The organism is Nocardia sp. NPDC052112, assembly GCF_040680135.1.
GTDB lineage: Bacteria > Actinomycetota > Actinomycetes > Mycobacteriales > Mycobacteriaceae > Nocardia.
Genome location: NZ_JBFAWD010000053.1, coordinates 1 through 19,351 on the forward strand (window position 1 = coordinate 1; position 19,351 = coordinate 19,351).

14 protein-coding genes are annotated in these 19,351 nt (G+C 65.1%); 4 read left to right on the forward strand and 10 right to left on the reverse strand.

The window, feature by feature from the left end:
• The coding region (locus tag AB0L58_RS42405; protein ID WP_364397218.1) for an FAD-dependent monooxygenase at positions 1-1,117 on the reverse strand (1,117 nt) is incomplete at its 3' end.
• A 63-nt stretch (positions 1,118-1,180) separates the two neighbouring features.
• Positions 1,181-1,831: a TetR/AcrR family transcriptional regulator gene (locus tag AB0L58_RS42410; protein WP_364397221.1), complete on the reverse strand. Its 651-nt coding sequence runs from the start codon at positions 1,829-1,831 to the stop codon at positions 1,181-1,183.
• Between the two features lie 156 nt (positions 1,832-1,987).
• Here AB0L58_RS42410 and AB0L58_RS42415 point away from each other — a divergent pair, with 156 nt between their 5' ends.
• Entirely contained in the window at positions 1,988-3,109 is a 1,122-nt protein-coding gene (locus AB0L58_RS42415; protein WP_364397224.1) for a 2,3-dihydroxybiphenyl 1,2-dioxygenase, read from the forward strand.
• 888 nt (positions 3,110-3,997) lie between these two features.
• Here the strand turns inward: AB0L58_RS42415 and AB0L58_RS42420 are convergent.
• Positions 3,998-5,491 carry an aldehyde dehydrogenase gene (locus AB0L58_RS42420; protein ID WP_364397227.1) on the reverse strand — a complete coding sequence of 498 codons (1,494 nt, stop codon included), beginning with the start codon at positions 5,489-5,491 and terminating at the stop codon, positions 3,998-4,000.
• Positions 5,492-5,506: 15 nt separating this feature from the next.
• Entirely contained in the window at positions 5,507-6,331 is an 825-nt protein-coding gene (locus AB0L58_RS42425) for a mycofactocin-coupled SDR family oxidoreductase (protein ID WP_364397230.1), read from the reverse strand.
• On the opposite strand from AB0L58_RS42425, the gene AB0L58_RS42430 reads away from it, so the two are divergent.
• The gene (locus tag AB0L58_RS42430) at positions 6,330-6,464 is read left to right on the forward strand and encodes a hypothetical protein (RefSeq protein ID WP_364397232.1); all 135 of its coding nucleotides are present in this window, start codon (positions 6,330-6,332) and stop codon (positions 6,462-6,464) included. The two genes, AB0L58_RS42425 and AB0L58_RS42430, sit on opposite strands and share 2 nt — an antisense overlap.
• A 434-nt stretch (positions 6,465-6,898) precedes the next feature.
• Here the strand turns inward: AB0L58_RS42430 and AB0L58_RS42435 are convergent, their stop codons facing one another.
• The 5 genes from AB0L58_RS42435 to AB0L58_RS42455 all read right to left on the reverse strand — a co-directional run bounded on the left by AB0L58_RS42435 (position 6,899) and on the right by AB0L58_RS42455 (position 12,496).
• Positions 6,899-8,440: an AMP-binding protein gene (locus AB0L58_RS42435; RefSeq protein ID WP_364397235.1), complete on the reverse strand. Its 1,542-nt coding sequence runs from the start codon at positions 8,438-8,440 to the stop codon at positions 6,899-6,901.
• Between the two features lie 200 nt (positions 8,441-8,640).
• Positions 8,641-9,891, reverse strand: a complete 1,251-nt coding sequence (locus AB0L58_RS42440) for a CoA transferase (protein ID WP_364397238.1) — start codon at positions 9,889-9,891, stop codon at positions 8,641-8,643.
• Complete coding sequence (locus AB0L58_RS42445) at positions 9,888-10,532, reverse strand: hotdog domain-containing protein (RefSeq protein ID WP_364397240.1); 645 nt, start codon at positions 10,530-10,532, stop codon at positions 9,888-9,890. Before AB0L58_RS42445 ends, AB0L58_RS42440 begins: the two co-directional genes overlap by 4 nt.
• Positions 10,529-11,305, reverse strand: a complete 777-nt coding sequence (locus tag AB0L58_RS42450) for an enoyl-CoA hydratase/isomerase family protein (protein WP_364397243.1) — start codon at positions 11,303-11,305, stop codon at positions 10,529-10,531. Before AB0L58_RS42450 ends, AB0L58_RS42445 begins: the two co-directional genes overlap by 4 nt.
• Before the next feature lie 6 nt (positions 11,306-11,311).
• Positions 11,312-12,496, reverse strand: coding sequence for a Rieske 2Fe-2S domain-containing protein (locus AB0L58_RS42455; RefSeq protein ID WP_364397246.1), 1,185 nt, complete (start codon positions 12,494-12,496; stop codon positions 11,312-11,314).
• A gap of 86 nt (positions 12,497-12,582) precedes the next feature.
• Between AB0L58_RS42455 and AB0L58_RS42460 the strand changes: the two genes are divergently transcribed.
• A complete protein-coding gene (locus tag AB0L58_RS42460; protein WP_364397249.1) occupies positions 12,583-13,182 on the forward strand; it encodes a helix-turn-helix domain-containing protein in 600 nt (199 codons plus the stop codon).
• A gap of 97 nt (positions 13,183-13,279) precedes the next feature.
• On the opposite strand, the gene AB0L58_RS42465 is transcribed toward AB0L58_RS42460, so the two are convergent.
• On the reverse strand, positions 13,280-16,558 hold the full coding sequence (locus AB0L58_RS42465) for a protein kinase (protein ID WP_364397252.1): 3,279 nt from the start codon (positions 16,556-16,558) through the stop codon (positions 13,280-13,282).
• 580 nt (positions 16,559-17,138) lie between these two features.
• Between AB0L58_RS42465 and AB0L58_RS42470 the strand changes: the two genes are divergently transcribed.
• On the forward strand, positions 17,139-19,109 hold the full coding sequence (locus tag AB0L58_RS42470; protein WP_364397254.1) for a CocE/NonD family hydrolase: 1,971 nt from the start codon (positions 17,139-17,141) through the stop codon (positions 19,107-19,109).
• Positions 19,110-19,351: the final 242 nt, after the last annotated feature.

Consider the following 19,351-nt stretch of genomic DNA (forward strand, 5'->3'; position numbering starts at 1 on the left):
GGATTTCCAGCTGGGCACCGACGTGCCGGAACGACCAGTCACGATTGCGTTCGGCGACCGGGCGACGCTCCATCTCGTAGCTGTCGAGCAGGACCTCGCCACCCCAGCCGTTGAGTACGGCGGCCAGCTTCCAGCCGAGATCCACGGCATCGCCGATACCGGTGTTCATTCCGTAACCACCGTTCGGAATGACCTGGTGGCACGCGTCACCGGCCAAGAAGACACGGCCCTTGCGGAAATGATCGGCCAGCATCGCGCTCGGCCGCCAAATCGACTGGGCCAGGATCTCGTCGACCTCCACCGGCGCCCCGCAGATGCGGCGGATGAATTCGACCGGGTCGATGTCATCGGGCTCGGTGTCCGGTGGTACCAGCCCGTGCAGCGTCCAGGTGTCGACCTCGTCCTGGGCAATAAGGATGCCCCCCGAGGCGAAATACAGATGCCAGAACTGCCCGTGCGCATGCAGGTGCTTGCGGTCGCGGGAGCGGAAATGGAACAGGGCCATGGTGAGGATGTTTTCCATCCCGTCCTGCTCGATACCCAGACAAGCTCGCACATGTGAGCGAGCACCGTCACAGCCCACCACATACTGGGCCGATACCGTGCGCTCCTCCGCCGTTTCGGCATCGGCCATCTCCACTGTGACCGCATCACCGTGTTCGGCGATCGCGGTTACTCGCCAGGGCCGCCGCACGTCGATGCGAGTGTTCTCCAGGCACCGCCGCATCAGCACGGCCTCGGCGTACTCCTGCGAGATTCGCTGCCAGGGCTCGGCCGGCATCGTGCCATCGGTCGCCCGGTCGATCCGCTCGCGCATTTGCGCGACCGAAGCTTCCGGCCATCGGGCGTACTCGTATCCGAGCAGCGAAGAACAGAACGCGGTATCGAAGCTGAAGTCCGGGCCTACCCCGGCCGCGCGAATGTCATCGGCGAGCCCCAACCGGGCGAGCAATTCCATGCTGCGCGGGTTGGTCTCGTCCATTTTCGGGAATTTCGTCGTGCTGGCATGAGCCTCGATCAAGACCGAGTCGATCTCGTGGTGGGCGAGCTCGAGCGCGAGCACCATCCCCACCGGACCGGCCCCGACGATGACGACCGGTGCGTGGTTTTCAACCATGCACCAACCGTAGGATTGATGTTGTCAGTTGTCAATAAACATCTTGCCGTACGCCACTGCGGTTCATCGCATTCGCAGACCTTCGATCACGAGATCGGCGACCAGCTGCGCATGTTTGCGGATCTGCGTTCGCAGCAGGGGGTCCACCGGATCGAAACGCCGCGCCAGCGGGGCGAGACTGAATGGGGCAGCGCCGCCATGGGCGATGAGGAAATGCAGGGTGCGCAGCGGAATCGGCCGGATTCGGCCGGTCGCAACGAGATGGTCGGTCAGTTGGCCGATCGGCTGAAAGACCTTGGTGACATAGGTGTCGTAGATGTAGTCCAGGCGATCGGTATCGGATGCGCCCTCGATGTTCATCAGCGCGAGCAACTCCGGATGGCCACCACTGAACTCGACGAACCTGCTGATCACATGATGTAGCTGATCGAGCGGGTCCTCCAGGGTCGGATCCAGCAGCGCACCGAGTTCGGCAACGAGGTTGCCGAACGCCCAGTCGACTGCCGCGCGCCAGAGCCCCTGTTTCGACCCGAAACGCTGGTTGATCAGGTTGTGACTCACCCCGAGCTCGCGCTGGAGCGTTCGCACCGACACGCCGTCATAGCCATGGCGCGCGAACGCACGCAACGCCGCCGACAGGATCTCTTCAAGCGCCACCGGCGATTCGCCCGCCTTCGGGCGGCCGACCGACTTGGGCTGAACAATCTCGCTCACACCAGCATATTACCCGAAGTGATGACAACAATTTAGTTGTCACTTGACAACATTGGTGCCTGATTCGATGATGAACACGGACACGTTGGAAAGACCCGGCCGGAGTAGCTCCTGCACCTCAACGGGTCACGGAATACGACAGGCCGGTGCTCCGCGATGGCAAAGACCGCCCATGAAGATCTGCACAGCGACGAAGGCGCGTTGCGGGGTGAACGTCCAGGCCGCGGGAAGAACCCAGCGGTCAAAGTCAGCGACCTCGCCTGGCTGGAATTCGAGAAACCCGACCTCGACCGGGCCGAGCGCTTCGCTCACGCCTTCGGCCTCGAGACGGTCGAACGCACCCCGCAGGCGTTGTATCTGCGCGGTACCTTCGCCGGAACGCACAGTCTGGTAATACACAAAGGGCCGGTGTCTCGCTTCGTCGGCCCCGCCTTCCACGCGGCCGACGCCGGCGACCTCGACCGGCTCGCACGGTCGACAGGAACCTTGCCGTCACCGCTGCGCCAGCCCGGCGGTGGCAAGGTCGTGTCATTGTGGGACCCCAACGGCATGCCGGTCCGCGTCGTCCACGGAACCGAGCACCTACCAGCGTTGCCCGAACAGCAGCCCCTTTCACTCAACGTCGGGGTCGATCCCATCCGCATCAATGCCGCCCAGCGCCCCCCGCGCGAACCGGCCCGCGTGCAGCGGCTCGGGCATCTGGTGAAGGAGACACGCACCTTCAACAAGTCGCTCGACTGGTACCTCGACACCCTCGGCATGATCGTCAGCGACTTCATGTTCCTCGACAGCCAACGTGACCGCGGGCCCGTCATGGCCTTCGTCCGGTGTGACCGAGGCGGCGACCCGGCCGATCACCACACCCTGGCCATGGTCCTCGGCCCCTCCAACGGCTACGTACATTCCGCCTACCAGGTCAGCGACCTCGACGCGATGGCGGCGGGCGGGCAGTATCTCGCCGACGAGGGCTACCAGCGAGCCTGGGGTATCGGTCGGCACATCCAGGGCAGCCAGTTGTTCGACTACTGGCGCGACCCGGATCATCTAATGGTCGAGCACTTCTCCGACGGCGACCTGTTCGACGCCACGGTGCCCACAGGATGGGCGCCGATGTCGGTCAACGGGCTTGCACAGTGGGGACCTCCCGTCACCAGGGATTTCCTCGGCGCCAATCCCTCTTCCCAACTTCTCCGCAACCTTGTCGCCGCCCTCCGTGAGGACAACGAGCTCACCGCGTCTCGTTTCCTCGCCATGGTGAAGGCAATGCTTCCCCGCTGACGCCCCGCAGGTCGACTTCGCATGGCTGGCGCATCCCCACTCCCAACCGCAGGTGACGTACACCTTCGAGTGCGTCTCGGCGGCGAAGTCTTCGACTACTGCGCGACCGCCACAGCGGCACGGAACTTCATCCGGGATTGGAAGCGAAGGCACTGCGAGGCAATCGAACTGCTCACCGACAACTTCGACGGGCTCCGGAGATTGCCATGCGAACGACTATTTCTCCAGTGGTGAAAGCGAACGACACCTAGCTCACCCGAAATGCAATCCTGCGCGAGTAGTGAACTTACCCTGAGTAGGACACCGCTCGCCAAGGAAGGCGACTCGATGAATGGCATGTGTGATGGGTAGGCCCGTCGCGCCGCCGATGTCGTAGCGGCCGGCCGCGATCCCGTTCTCGTTATCGCGCATCGGCGTTGAGCAAGCCGCCAGCGGGCCGCCGCCACGGGTGGCGGTGTCGGCCGACTGAATCCGCACCGTCACTGCGACAGCGGCCCCGAACGAGCTAGATGGCCAGCTTGTCTGCCAGGCGGTCGAGTTGATAGTCGAGTCCGCCCGCGAGGGATTTGCTCGCGATCGCGTTGCGATAGAAGAGGTGGGCGTTGTGCTTTCAGGTGAAGCCGATGCCGCCGTGCAGCAGGATGGCGCTGTCGCGCGGTCATCTGACCGGTCGACCGCACCCGACCGATCCGGTATCGACCACCAACGCCGACAACACGATCCGCCCACGCCCGACTGCCACCAGTCGGGCGTGGGCGGTGGGGTCGAGGACAGCTTCCTGCACCGCGTGATGCGCAATTCGCAAGTCACCGACGAGTCAGAACCCGCGTCGGCCTAAGCCTGGACGCTCAGTGGACCCAACGATCTGCTGCGGAATCCGCCGACCAGCTACTGCGCCGGGGCGGGCATATGCACTGTCTTGATCTCGAAGAACTCCTCGAGCCCCTCGACGCCGCCCTCGCGACCCATACCGGACTGCTTGTAACCGCCGAACGGCAGGGTGAAGTCGATCACCGAACCGTTCACGCTCACGGTTCCGGTGCGAATCCGTTGCGCCAGAGCGTAACCCCGGTCCAGATCCTCGGTGTAGACCGCGCCGGACAGGCCGTAGACCGAGTCGTTGGCGATCGCGACGGCCTCGTCCTCGTCCTCGTAGGTGATCACCGAGATGACCGGACCGAACACCTCCTCCTGGGCGATGCGCATATCGTTGCGCACATCGTCGAGCAGGGTCGGCGCGACGAAGTAGCCCTGGGAGACCCCCTCGGGAGCCGCTCCCCCGACCACCAGGCGGGCGCCGTCCTCGACCGCCGAGTCGATATAACTGAGGACCCGATCGCGATGACGCGCACCGGCCAGCGGCCCGAGGAAGTTCTGCGCCTCCCACGGATTGCCCATCGGTAGCGCCCCGTAGGCGGCCGCCAGCGCCGCGACCACCTCGTCGTGCCGCTGCCGCGACACCAGAACCCTGGTCAGCGCGATACATGCCTGACCGGACTGCAGGCATCCACCCATCGGTAGCGATTGCAGGACATGGTTCAGGTCGGCGTCGTCGAGGACGATCGCGGCGGACTTTCCGCCCAATTCCAGTGAGACGCGGGCGATCCGGTCGCCGGCCAGGGCCGCGATACGCCGTCCCGCCGCCGTGGAACCGGTAAAGGTGATGTGGTCGACACCCGGATTGGTGACCAGGGTTTCGGAGACCTCGCGATCGGCGATGAGCACGCTGACCACGCCCTCGGGCAGGCGGCCCGCCGCGACGAGTTCGGCGATCACATCGGCGAATACCGCCGGTGACAGCGGCGCGTCGGGTGCGCCCTTGAGGATCACCGAACATCCCGCGGCCAGGGCCGGAGCGACCTTGAAGGCGATGGTGCCGATCGGGCCGTTCCACGGAATGATCGCGGCGACGACGCCGGTGGGCTCGCGCAGGATCCGGGAGACCCCGCCGTCAGCACGGACGCGGTCCTCGCGCTGTTCGAAGTCGCGGGCCTCGGCGGCCACCGCGTGGAACAGCCCCGCACTCATCTGCTGGGTCATTCCGCTGACGGTGACCGGCACGCCGACCTCGAGCACGCCGATGGTGGTGAGCTCGTCGATGCGCTGTTCGAGCCGAGCGCCGATCTCGTCGATCACGTCGGCCCGTTCGGTCATGGTCTTCGCCGACCAGACCCCGGAGTCGAAACTGCGCCGGGCAGCATCGACCGCACGGGCGACGTCATCGGTTGTGGCACTGCGGATCCGGGCGGCGCGCTGCTCGGTCCACGGGTCGATCAGGTCGATCCATTCCGCGCCGGTCGAGTCGACCCAGCGGCCTCCGATGAAGACCTGCTCCCGGTCGGCGACCGACGGCGTGGTGACAGCGGTGTCGGTGGTGGTCATCGAGATAGCCCCTTCTCAGCGATTGTTGTAGCCGGCATCGACGGGCAGCGTGACGCCGGTGATGTATCGGGCCTCGTCGGAGGCGAGGAAAGCCAGTGCGTTGCTGACGTCGATCGCCTCGATCAGCTCGACCGGCATCGGGTTCTTGTACGCCTCGTCGTTGGCCACCTCGGGGTGGGAGTTGACGAAGGCGCCGTATTCGGCGTTGGCCACCATCGGGGTGTGCACGCCCGTCGGGTGGATCGTGTTGACCCGGATGGAGTGCTTGGCCAGCTGCTTGGAGTACAGCCGCATCAGCCCGACGACACCGTGCTTGGCCGCTGAGTAACCCGCCTGCCCCGGAAAGGTGTTGAGCCCCATGCTGGTCAGTCCGGCCGCCGAGCTGGTGATGGCGATCGAGCCGCCGTTACCGCGCTCGATCATCGGTGGGACGGTCACCTCGAGGGTGTGCCACACGCCGGTGAGCATGGTGTCGACGGCGTCGTGCCATGCCTGCGGTTCGCTGCCCTGATCGATCACCGGCATGATGCCCGCGTTCGCGGCGATGATGTCAACGAATCCGAACTGCTCCACGCCCGCGTCGTAGGCCCGCTGCACGTCCGCCCGGTTGCGCACGTCACCGATCGTGGTGACGATTCGCCCACCGGCCTCCTTGACCAGACGGGTGGTCTCGGCGAGATCCTCCTCGGTGGCCATCGGATAGAACACCGACGGGATCTGCGCGCAGATATCCATTCCGACGATCGCCGCGCCCTCCTGCGCGAGCCGCACGGCATGGGACCGCCCCTGCCCGCGCGCCACACCGGTGATGAAAGCGACTTTGCCTTCGAGACGTTTCATGAAATTCCTTCTCTCGCTGACTTTTCCGAACGCCCGCCGAGTTCGGCGCAGGAATACCTGGGATGTCGAGCTGAACCGTGCGCGCCGGTCCTCGGCGACGGTGGGCCTGGCCGGATACGCCGAGCGGCTGTGAATGGCGTCACACCACCGTAGCGCCCACACGCCCTGTCGTCAACAAATGACAGATATCGTCATTTATATCTTGTTGCACTCAATTTCGCCGATCAATCGGACGCCTACCTGCGATGATGCGCAATCAAACCTTCGGTCTATCGATAAGTTCATACGACCGAGGCTGCTGTATTAAATCTATCTACTATAGTTTTTCCGACGACTCGGCGACCAGTGCGGGTTGTCGGCCGACGGTTGCAGTACGCCCGACGGCCGCGATCGAGCGACTGCTCAGTTCGACCAGCAGACCGCACCCCGACTCGCACAGCGGGGTTGGCCTGCCGGACCGGTGCATCGGCCCGGCGGTATCGATCTCGGTTCCCCGCACACTGTGCAGCACTGCGGATTTCACCTCGCACTCGCCATCGGGCGGCCGGTCCGGAGCTCGCCTCCACGCTAAGCGGTGACGGCTGTCCCCTGCACCGCGATGGCATCGGACGGCACCTCGGGGAAGCGCCGCCGCAGCAGCGGTTTGGCCAGCTTGCCGGAGAATGTGCGCGGCAGTGGTTCTCGCAGTGCCACAGCATGTTTGGGCCGCTTGAACTTGGCCAGATTCGCTCCGGCGAGGAGCGCGATCTCGGCGACCACCTCCGCCGCCGGACGCCGGCTATGGAAGATGACCATGGGTACCTCGCCCCACCGGTCGTCCTTCACGCCGATCACCGCGAGGTCGCCGACGCCCTCGATACAGTGCAGGACTTTCTCGATCTCGGCGGGATAGACGTTCAGGCCGCCGGAAATCAGCATGTCCTTGCTGCGGTCGACGATCTTGAGGAACCCGCCCTCGTCCTGCAGGCCCAGATCGCCGGTGCGCAGCCAGCCGTCCACCAGCGTCGCCGCGGTCGCCTCAGGCTTGTTCCAGTACTCCCGCATCACGTGCTCACCGCGCACGAGAATCTCGCCAACCTCACCGGCAGGGGTGTCCACGCCCGGATCTCCGATCTCGACCTGGGTCCCGACCAGAGCGAGCCCGGCGAATCCGGGACGGGAGAGGGCATCCTGATAGTTCAATGTCGCCACGATGCCCGAGGCCTCGGTCAGCCCGTACGCCTGGGTCAGCGGAATGCCGTGGTCGCGATAGAACTCCACCAGATCGAGGCCGACCGGGGCCCCGCCGGTTCCAGCGTAGGTGAACTTCGCGAGTTTGCGCGCACCGAAGTCGGGTAGGGTCGTCATCCGCTCCCAGATCACGGGCACCACCGTGGTCGCGGTGATCTGTTCGCGCTCGAGGGTGTCGAGGGCAATCTGTGGGTCGTATTCGCGCAGCAGCACCATTGTCGATCCGGGCACAACAACCAGCTGCATGAAGACCGACAGCACCGACCCGGTATAGACCAGCGGCGCCGCGCACAACACGCGGTCGCGGGCGGTGAAGCCGTGGCTGACGGTCTGCGCGATACCCGGGGCCATCGCGCTGCGGTGGGTGACCAGCGCGCCCTTCTGCACACCCGTGGTGCCGGAGGTGTAGCAGATGAACGCCGCGTCGTCACCGGCGATGTTCACCCGAGGCGCGCTGCCGGGATCGATCAGGGTGTCGTAAGGCCGGTGCGCGCTGCCACCGATCGCATAGGTCTCGATCGGGATCTGCTCCGCCGCGACCTTCAGCAGTGGAGTGAACTCGTCCTCGATGATCACCACGCGCGGTGCGGAATCCAGCACCATCGGCGCCAATTCCTTGGCCGTGAGCCGGAAATTGAGCGGAACGCTGATGGCACCGAGCTTGAGCGTGGCCAGGATGACGTGGGCCAGCTCGGGCCGATTGAGCATCATGACCGCGACGCGGTCGCCCTTGCCGACGCCCCGCGCGGCCAGGCCTCGGGCGAGGGCGTCGGTGACCGCATCGAGTTCGGCCCACGTCTCGGCAGTGTCGCCGAAGACGATCGCCTGCTGATGGGGGCGGGTCTTACCCCAGTAACGCGTCAGATCCGCGAGATTCATTCGAATTCCTCCTCGTTCGCCGACTGCTCGGCCGCGAGCACCGGCGGATGTGACCGCCCTCACTGCGTGTCGCCAAAACTAACAGCTTTAGATTTATTGTGCAATACCCCCGCAAAGCCCCCGATACAATCGGCCTGAATGCATGAAAAGGACACCCACACAACAGTTTCCGCGTGAGTGTCGTTCTCCTCCGCGGCGGTTCAGCCGGTCGGCTCGGCATCCTTCGCATACAGGTGGCGATCGGCCGCTGCGGCGATGCGCGCGTCGTCGTAGCCAGCCAACTCACGCAATACCCGCGCCGTATCGGCTCCGGCCCGCGGCGGCAGCGCGGGGGCGAACTTCTCCCCGGCCACCCGCACCGGACTCACCACGAACTCGAGCTCACACCCCCCTGCATAGTCGACGCGGTAGGTATTGTCCCTGGCCCGGAAATGCGGATCGTCGAGCATCTCGGCCACGGTGTTGACCGGTCCGCCGGCGATACCGTGGGCGAGGAACAGCTCCACCCATTCGTCGCGGGTGCGCTGGGCGAAGATCTCTCTCAGCTCCCGCCACACGTGCTCCGCCCGCTCCGGCGCGTCCTCGTCGGCGGTGGTCAGGTCCACTTCCGCCAGCTCCTCACGGCCGATCGCGATCAGGAAGTTCCGCCAGAACTTCGCCACGTGCGAGCCGAACAGCACCGCCTTGCCGTCCCTGGTCCGATACGCCTCGAGCCGCGGCCAGTCCGGCAACCGCCCGTCCGGCAGCCAGGTCGGACGCGGGATCGACCGCTCCCGGTTCAACTCCGCGTCGACCAGATCCGGCATCCATGCCGCCGCCACATCGATACCGGAGACCTCCACCCGGCCGCCGACCCCGGTGGCGCTCGCGCGGTGCAGCGCCGCCAGCACTCCCATCGCCCCATAGGCGCCCAGGGCGTACATCGCGATGGGTGGGCTGGTCGAACCCGCGATTCCCGAAACCGGCGGTTCGTCGGGAGTGCCGACCTCGCGCAGACCGGCGTATGCGTCGAAGACCGGTCCGCCGGTGCCCAGAGCGCGATAGGGGCCATCGGTACCCATCCCGGATACGGTGCACAGCACGATCTTCGGGTTCACCTCCCGCAGTCGGTCGAATCCGATGCCGAGCCAGTCCAGGTAGCCGCCGCGCATGCCCTCGATCACCGCGTCGCAGGATCGGGCGAGGTCCAGGAACGCCTGTTTGCCCTCGGCCGAGCGCAGGTCCAGCGCGATCGACCGCTTCCCGCGGTTCCACCGCAGGTGCATGAACGCCGGGCCGTCCGGATCGCCGACCGCGCGGCTGCCGCCCACGCGCACCGGATCGCCCAGCGGGCCGGATTCGACCTTGATCACCTCGGCGCCGAGATCGGCCAGATGCCCGCCGAGCGAGGCCGGCGCCAGCTGCGCCACCTCGAGCACGCGTATGCCGTTCAGCAGCGAGAATCCACTCATCCGGCGACCTCTTTCAGTACCCTCGAAATATTGTGTGTCTGTTCGTGTTTCAGCTCGATCCACAGCCCCTCCGCCTCCACCAGCAGAACGTCGCCGTGGTGCAGCGTCCCGTGCAGGAACCGTTTGCGGCCCTGCTGCTCGACCAGCCGTGCGGTCACCGTCAGCTCGGTGTGCAACGGCGCGGGGGCGCGGAATACGACCTCGAGGCGTGCCGTGCGGGCCCACGGCCGGTGATGATTGGCCAGCCGAGCCAGGATCTCGTCGAAGATCAGTGGCGCCACACCGCCGTTCATCGCGTAGCGGCCCGAGTGGAAACGCCCGATCGTCACCCGCCCGATCGCCGTGGTGTCGGTCATCCGGTCCAGATGGATCGGCGGAATCAGCGCCTGACCGTGTCCGGCCGAATCCCAGCGCTTGCCGGCGATCTGATCGTCCTCGTCGACCTCGAATTCGGCTATGGCCGTGGCGATCTCACGTAACCGCGCCGCTGCCGCCGCGGCGGCGCGCGGAGTCGGCTTACTCCGCGTGACCGCCTCCTGGGCGGCCCGCATCGCCTCGATCAGCTCGGCGTACTCGTCGTCGGCGTCGACGGTCGGGACGAACGGGTCCTCCCAGGTCGGATTCCAGATATCGGGGCTCATACCTCACCTGTGGTCGTCGAGGGTGGTCTGGTCGCGAAGAAGGTCGAGAACATGTCGGTGATCGACTGCTGTTCGAGCGTCGAATACACGACCGAGTTCTCGTGCTCGTATCGGGCGCGAAGGCTGCGGCCGGGGCCGTCGAGCAGCAGTTGTTTGATCTGCCGTATCCCTTCCGGCGGCTGCGCGGCGATATCCTTCGCCACCTGCAGCGCCGCCTCGCCCACGTCCGGCTCGTACCGGGTGAGCAGGCCCATCCGGTACGCCTCCTCGCCGGGCACCGCCCGTGCGGTCAGCAGCAGATCGCGAGCGCGGGCGGCGCCGATCAGGGTGTCCAGTAGCCAGGTCAGATTCGCCCCGCCGTATTTGGCGGCGCTGACCGCCATAGTGGTCGCGGGGCCGCCGACGCACAGATCCGAACAGGCCGCGTACATGGTTCCGGCTCCGTAGGCGATCCCGTCGACGGCGGCCACGGTCGGTTTCGGGTAGATCAGATAGCGCCACAGCATGTCCTCGCGCGCGGCCATCGATGACTGCGCGACCTCGGGCGGCATCGCCTCGAGTTCCTCGAGGTCGTAGCCGGCGCAGAAAGCCCGCCCACCGGCCCCGGCCAGGATCACCACCCGCACCGAATCCTCGTGCGCGGCATCGGACAACGCAGTATCCAGCGCGCGCTGCAGTGCGATCGGCATGGCGTTGTGCACGTGCGGGCGATCGAGCGTCAGCCGGAGTACGCCGGGTGCCGGGCGGTCCCGGCGCAGTTCCTTCTCGGCCATGACCGGCTACTGGACCGCGACCGGCCGCGCGCCGCGCTCGGCGTCGAGCCGCGCAACATCATCGGCGACCATCTTGTGGAAAACCTGGCCCGGCAACTCGTTTCGCCCGTAGATCAATTCCCCGACCTGACCGTGCGCGGCATTGTCGGTGATCGTCTTGGTCACGAACCAGTCTTCGGCGTGCAGCGTCTCCATCAGCAGATCCCAGTTCTTGTCCAGGATCCGCTCCTCCCGCGGCGTCTGCGGCTTGCCCGGGGACAGCAGCCGGATGGTGCAGTAGCTGACGTTCGGATCCTGCGAGTCCGGGACGATCGTCCAGATCTCGAAGTGGTTGGGCTCGGTCACCAGCATGGTGCCGGGGTAGATCGTGTAGTTGGCCAGCGAGTAGTCGCGGACGTCGAACGAATCCGGATCGGCGTCACGCACCTCGCTGATCGCCTTGCGCGCCACCACGAGTCGCCACGAGCGGCCGACCGGATCGAAGGCGGTGATATTGCCCTCGAGGTAGTTGCAAACCGTTTTGGTGTGCAGCTGGCACAGGTGATACGAATCCTGCACCCCGTCCACGGCGATCTTCCAGTTCATATCCAGCCGCCAGGTTTCCTTGCGCACCTGATACGAACCCGCCATCCCCGTATCGGCGACCTCCGCGTCGTGCTTGTCCCCCAGGACCGCGGCGATGTCCAGACTCGCGCCGACGGTCGGCACCACCCAGACCAGGCCGTGCCGGACCTCGCACGGGAATTCGACCAGACCGTACTCGCCGCGATCTATGCCGTCGAAGCCCTCGGCATGCGGCATGCCGCGCAGGGACCCGTCCTTGCCGTAGGCCCAGTTGTGATACGGACAGGCGAACACCCGCTTGCAGCCGGACTCGGCGAATTCGACCTTGGCGCCGCGGTGGCGACAGACATTCGCGAAGGCCTTGACGCTGCCGTCGCTCTGCTTGACCACCAGCAGCGGTGTCCCGATCAGCTCGGTGGTCAGGAAGTCACCGGCCTTCTGCAGCTCGTCGACGTGCGCCACGATGTGCGGGAATCGCCGCACCACGGCTCGTTCCTTGTCCGCCAGCTCGGGGTCGTCGAATACCGAAAAGGACACGCGGAGCAGGTTTTCCGCATAGTCGGTGGTGTTGTTGTCCACGTGGGCGATGAGCCGCTGCGTGAGCCTGATCTTCTCGTCGCGCTCCATGGTCCGAGAGTGGCACACGAGACAAATATTGTCTAGTGTCTTATCTAAAGGTTTTCGATTGCTCGCCGACTTGATACCGTGCATGGGTGACTGCAGGCGGCGCGGAGATCGAGTGCCCGACCGATACGCGATCGGCCATCCTCGCCGCGGCCGAGTCCTGTTTCGCCCGCCTCGGCATCGCGGGTACCACGATGGAGGACGTGGCCAAGGCCGCGTCGAGTTCGCGGGCGACGGTGTATCGCTACTTCGCCGATCGCGACGCACTGGTGACCGAATCGGTGGTGCGCCGCGCCCGCGCGAATATGGATTCCGCGCGCGAGTTCATCGCTCGTCACCCGACCATCGAGGACAGCATCGTCGAGGGCATCTGCGAGGACGTGCGCCGCGGGCGCCGCGACCCGATGGTGCACCGGCTGGTATCGCCCGCGGAGATGGTGCTGGCGGCGCGGCTGCTCACCAAGTCCGGCCGGGCCGTCGAGCTGACCTACGAACTGTGGGAGCCGATCCTCACCCGAGCACAGGCCGCCGGCACGATCCGTGCCGATCTCGACATCCGGCTGCTGTGCGAATGGATCTCGGAGTTGGAGATGTACTACATCGCCCGCGGATCGACCTGCGAGGCCGAGGATCTCGACACGATCCGGACGCGACTGCGCACATTCCTGCTTCCGGCCCTGTTCCCCTGACCCGTCCCCGGCGCAGACACCGCAGAATCCGGCGTCGACGACCGCGGCAACACCACGTCCTCCGTCGCGATGGTGCGTTTCGTATTCCGACTGCCGGTCATTCGAGCTTGTCGTGTGCCCGCTGTGCGGCCCAAGCCGCGATCTGCGCGCGTGAGGTGAACCCCAGCTTGGTGAGGATGTGTTCCACATGTCCCTCCGCCGTGCGCTGGGAGATCACCAACCTGGCGGCGATCGCCTTGTTGGTCAACCCTTCGGCGACGAGGTCGACGACTTGGCGCTCGCGCTTGGTCAGCTCCGTTGACACATGATCAGCAGTTACCCCAGCATGAGGTTGCTCCCGGAGTGCGAAGCCGACCAGAGCGTCGAAACTCAACTTGGCGCCCTCGCGGTGAGCTGCCTCGTATACCCGCGTGCCGAGTACGTCACGGGCACGACGCTCACATTCCTCATGGTGGCCGGCCAAATCCGAGAACGGCATGCTGGAGCCGCCGACTATGCCGCTCAGTCTTTCCGCGGCACCCAGCAAGACTGCCGCGCGCCGGGCATCGCGCTGCTCGACCGCGATCCAGGCCAGAGTCTCCGAACAGGTCCCGGCGACGATCGGATCGGCCACCAGTCCGGACAGCCGAATGGCCTCCTCCAGCAAGTGCGTCGCGCGGTCGCGCCCACCCTGCAGCCAGTCGGCAAGCCCAATCATTTCCAACGCATACGACCGAACCACGGTGTCGCCGTGCGACTCGGTGACGGCAAGCGCCTTCTCCAGGCATTCCAGTGCCCGCGTAGTATTCCCCTGCAAGTTATAGCTCATTCCGAGCTGAATCAGCCCGGACACTTGCATTCCGGGCTCACCACAGGATTCGATTGCTTCGGCGCCATCGCTCAGGCGGGCGGTCGCATGAACCAGATCACCGCTGACAAGAGCGGTAAGCCCGTCTGCGAGAGCGAGCATGGCGTTGCTTCTGGTGTCGGCGAGCTGCTCGGCAAGGACCTGTAGTTCGGCCACGCAGCGGGCCGCGGCCGCAAGATCGAACTGAGTCGCGGCCAGCAGACTGGCCGCGAAGAGCGCCCGCGCTCGGTCCATACTCGGTCCACCCGATGAACGGTCGAGCGCGAGGGCGCACCAGCGCCGCCCCTCGCTGAGCCGTCCACGTAAGAACCAGAATGGATGCAGCGCGGAAGCGATCCGCAACCCGCCCTCGTCGGCCTGGGACCGGCTGAACTCCAGTGCCTTCCGCAGATTCGGCAGCTCCCGCTCGAGCCGGGCGATCCACTCCAGCTGGCGCGGACTCATCCATTCCGCCTCCGCGTCGATCGCCATCCGCTTGTACCAGTCCCGATGACGACGACACCGCTCCGGATACTCACCAGCAGCCTCGAGCTGGTCTTTGCCGTATTCCTGCACGGTTTCGAGTAACCGGAAGCGCACCACGCCGTCGACTTCCTCACGGATCAGGATCGACTTGTCGACAAGCGCGGACAATGAATCGAGCAATTCCGGCTCGGCCGGGTCACCACCGCACACGTTCTCGACGTCCTCGAGCTCGAAGCTACCGGCGAACACCGACAACCGAGCCCACAACCGCTGTTCGGCAGACGTGCACAAGTCATAGCTCCAGCCGATACACCACCGCAACGTCTGCTGCCGCGTCGGCGCATTCCGACGACCGCGGGTCAACAACGTATACCGATCGTCCAGCCGCTCCAGGATCTGCTGCACCGACATCGACCGCAGCCGCGCGGCCGCCAACTCGATCGCCAACGGCAGCCCATCCAACCGGGCACAGATCCTGGCCACGCCGAGCCTGTTGTTCTCGGTCAGCTGGAAACCCGGCACCGCCGCGGCGGCCCGCTCGGCGAATAACGTCACCGCATCGTAGTTGACCAGACTCCGCATCGACGGCTCGCATTCCGGCGACGGAACCCCCAACGGAGACACCGGAACCACCGACTCTCCGCCGATCCCCAACGCCTCACGACTGGTCACCAGAATCCGCACTTGCGGGCACGCCCGCAACAACGTCTCTACGAGCTTCGCGACCGCATCCACCACATGCTCGCCGTTGTCCAGCACCAGCAGCAACTCGCGTGCCGACAAGAATTCCACCAGCACCTCGAGTATCGGTCTTTCGGCCTGGTTCCTCAGACCGAAGGTGACGGCGACGACATCGGCCAACAATGCTCCGTCGCGCAACTCACCGAGTTCGACCAGCCATGCCCCACCCGGAAAATCCCACTGTATTTTGTGCGCGACCCGCAGCGCGAGGCGTGTCTTACCGACTCCGCCGATTCCGGTCAACGTCACCAGACGCCGACCGGCCACCAGGCGCTTCACCTCCGATACCTGGGTGCGGCGACCGACGAAGCTGGTGAGTTCCAGCGGCAGATTGCCGATACCCGCGCCCGAATCGGTTCCCGCACCGGTGTAGCCGTTTCGTACTGCGGGGACGGCCGGCGCGGGTGATATCTGCCCGGCGCTCGGTTCGCCTCGCAGCGCCATCTCATCGACCGCGAAACCGTGCGCGCGCTGAACCTGCTGCAACTGCTCACCCAAGACCTCGGCGGTGGGACGCTCGCGCGGATCACGAGACATCGCCGACACGATCACCGCCGATACATCCTCAGGGAAACCGCTCTCACGCAAATCCGGCACCGGCTGCGTCGTGATCCGCAAAAACTGCGCCACAACTTGCTCGCCACTACCACGCTCGAACGCCGCATGCCCGGTCAACGCACAAAACAACGTTGCGCCCAGCCCATACACGTCCGAGGCCCGACTCGGGCCGTCCCCACCCAGAACCTCCGGGGCCGTATACGCCGGCGAACCGGTGATCGTGCCGGTCGCCGTCTCGAACCCACCAGCCAGATGAGCGATACCGAAATCCGTCAACGTCGACTCACCATAATCGGTGAACAGAATGTTCCCCGGCTTGATATCCCGATGCAAAACCCCAGCCCGATGCGCCGCCTCCAACGCACCCGCCAGCTTCACCCCCAGATGAACCACCTCCTCCACCGACAGCGGACCAGCACGACGAATCCGCGCGTCCAGCGAACCCCAGCTGTGGTAAGGCATCACCAGGTACAGCCGTCCGGACTCGGTTTCACCGACCTGCAACACACCCACCACATTCGGATGCCCCGTCAACCGGCCCATCGCGCGCTGCTCGCGAAAGAACCGGCTCCGATTCTCCTCCAGCTCACCGGTCAGAACCTTCACCGCTACCGTCCGATCCAAACCGACCTGGGTACAGCGATACACCACGCCGAACCCACCCCGCCCGATCTCCTCGGCATCCTCGAATCCGGCCGCGGCCAACTCCTCCGTGACCAGCTCGAACACGTCACGGACTGTCCGGAACGGATCATCCTTGCTCATTGGCTGTAACCATCCGCCAGCGCATCCCCAGCAATCGGCAACGCGCGTTCACTGTCGGAGCATCCTCAGCGTATCCCACCGACCCACAAGGACAGGCGACCATGAACGGCCGCTTCGGATCCCCTGGCAACTGCGGATCCGACAGTCACAGCGGATCACACCGACAGGTCGAGGATCTCGACTCCATGCCTTATCGCGAATCTCGTTGTCCTCGAAGTACCGACCGGTAACGTTCGCCAGAGCCGGATCGGCAGCCAAATAAGCGATTCGGCGTCCACCTTCGTCCGGCGAGATCATCTTGACCCGCTTGCCCACAGCCAAAAGCGGGCGGCGCGATTCCGCTCACGGTCGGCGACCCGGCTATCGCCTTGCGGCTGCTCGTTCCCACCGAAATCGCCCTAACCGCAATCGATTCCGGCATCGATGACCAAGACACGCCTACTACCGGACTGGTCGTTTACTCGCTGACCAACAGAAGTAGTGGTCTCGATCCGGATCCTTGACAGGCTCGAGCACCCCATTTATTGTAACGCTCATTTCAAAGTGATGAAATGATCACTTGGCCAGGAGGTACAGCGCTGTGACCGACCGAATCCCCTTGTCGCAAAGGCCGATAGGTCGTCGCTCCATGCTCGCCGGCGCGGCCGCAAGCGCGGCAGCACTGTTCGCCGGCACGCAGATCGCACGCGCCGGCCGGTCGCAAGCGAACCCGGTCGGCGCATGGTCGGGATTCCGAGCACCTGTGCGGTCCTTTCCGAAGACCTTCATCGAGCAGAACGTGCCGATTCCCATGGACGACGGGGTCATCATCCGGGTCGATGTGTGGTACCCGGCCGACGAAAGCGGGGCGAAGGCGCCGGGGCAGTTCCCGGTCATCGTGACCAGCCATTGCTATGGCAAATCGCTGCTGAGCGCGATGGCCGACTACAGCAGGTACGGCTACGTGGTTGTCGTTGCCGACGTCAGGGGGACCGGTGCCTCGGACGGTAGTTTCGGAATTCTGGACGAGCGCGAGGCCCGCGACGGCTACAATATTGTGGAATGGGCTGGGACTCAACCATTTTCGACCGGAAAGGTCGGCGTCGACGGATTCTCCTACCTCGGATCGTCGTCGGCGAAAACCGCGGCGACCCGTCCGCCCCATCTGGTCGCGGCCAACTTCGGCGGCGCACCAACCGATCTCTACCGCACCTTCCTTACCCAAGGTGGCAACTGGACGTCCAGCTCGGCGCTGTGGTTCGTCCTCGAGTTGCTCGGTGTTGCACCGCTTCCTTTTGCTCTCAACAGCAACGACGGCACCATCGACATCACTCCGCGGAACCCGGTCGCCGACATCGCGACGTTGATTGCGCGCTTTCAGGCCGACGGGGACGGTTTGCCGTTTCGCTTTCAGCAATTGGGGCGCATTCTGGACGAGAACCAGCAATGGGACGACTCGTTCTGGATCGAAAGAGGTACCGACGTCAGCCAGATCGAAGTGCCGACGCTGGTTTACAGCGGTTGGGCCGACTTGTTCCTGCGTGACACACCGCGCGACTTCCGGTCTCTTCAGCTGGGCCGCGGCGAGAAATTGATGGTCATCGGGCCATGGACGCATTATTCGCTGCCCAAGAACATAGGCGTGGGAAACGATCAGCCCCTCGACGATCTGCTCATCGCCTGGTTCGATCACTGGCTCAAAGGGGTCGACAACGGCGTGGACCAGCTCGATCCAGTACTGCTGTGGGAGAACGGGTCCGAGCGATGGGTCGGCAACGACGACTGGCCGATAGCAGACTCCTCCTACCAGCGCCTGTATTTGACCGGCGACAAGAGTGGGACATCCCAGTCGGTCAACGACGGCTCGCTCGCAATCGCCGTGTCCGCTGCGGCAGGACAGGACACCGAGGTAATCGACCCGACAAACGGTGTCTGCTCGCGGCAAACCGTCCAATACTTGGGCGGACTGCCGGTCTATCTACCCATCTCGTTCTTCATCTCGAGCTTTCCGGTCAAAGAGTTTCCCAATATCGACCAGATCGCGCCGTGCTTCCGAAAAGACGACCGCGCCAATGAAATCGGTGTCCTCACCTACACGACGTCGACCATGAGCGAAGACGTGAGTTTCACCGGCTCCGTGGCGGTAACGCTGCAGGGATCGACGACCGCGGCGGACCCCTGCTGGGTTGCCTGGCTATCCGACGTGGCACCGGACGGCACCGCACGTCCCATCGGTGAAGGCGCGCTGGTGGCATCCCGCCGAAAACTCGACCCTGCCCGCACCCGATACGCGCCGAACGGCGACGTTGTCGAACCATTCCAATGGCATACGCAAGACAACGTGCTGCCCGTGCAGCGCGAGGCGGTCGAGACTTACAACATCGAGATCTGGCCCACGAGCTGGCGACTACTCCAAGGCCACCGTCTCCGGCTGACCATCGACGGCGCGGAACTCCCGCATCTTCTGCCCACCTCGGCTGCACCGAAGCGGCTCGGCGATCTCACCCTGCATCACGGCGCGCAACAGTCGAGTTTCCTCAGCATTCCCGTGCACAACGGTGCGCTTGGGTAACTGCTCACCGCAACAGCGGTTGTGCCACCGTGACCCGATCCGCCGATCGGATCGGGCTACTGTGAAACAGTGACGAGCTCGGGCGACGTACGCGCTAACCGGCGGGGAAAACGATCGCGCCAACGTGTGCTCGATGCCGCCGAGGCAGTCATTGACGGCGCTCACTGAACTTCCCCACTGACGCTCACCGAAATTCCCCATTTGTCCCGTGTGGCTCCGCCGTGAAGGGCGGGCCTCCTCCG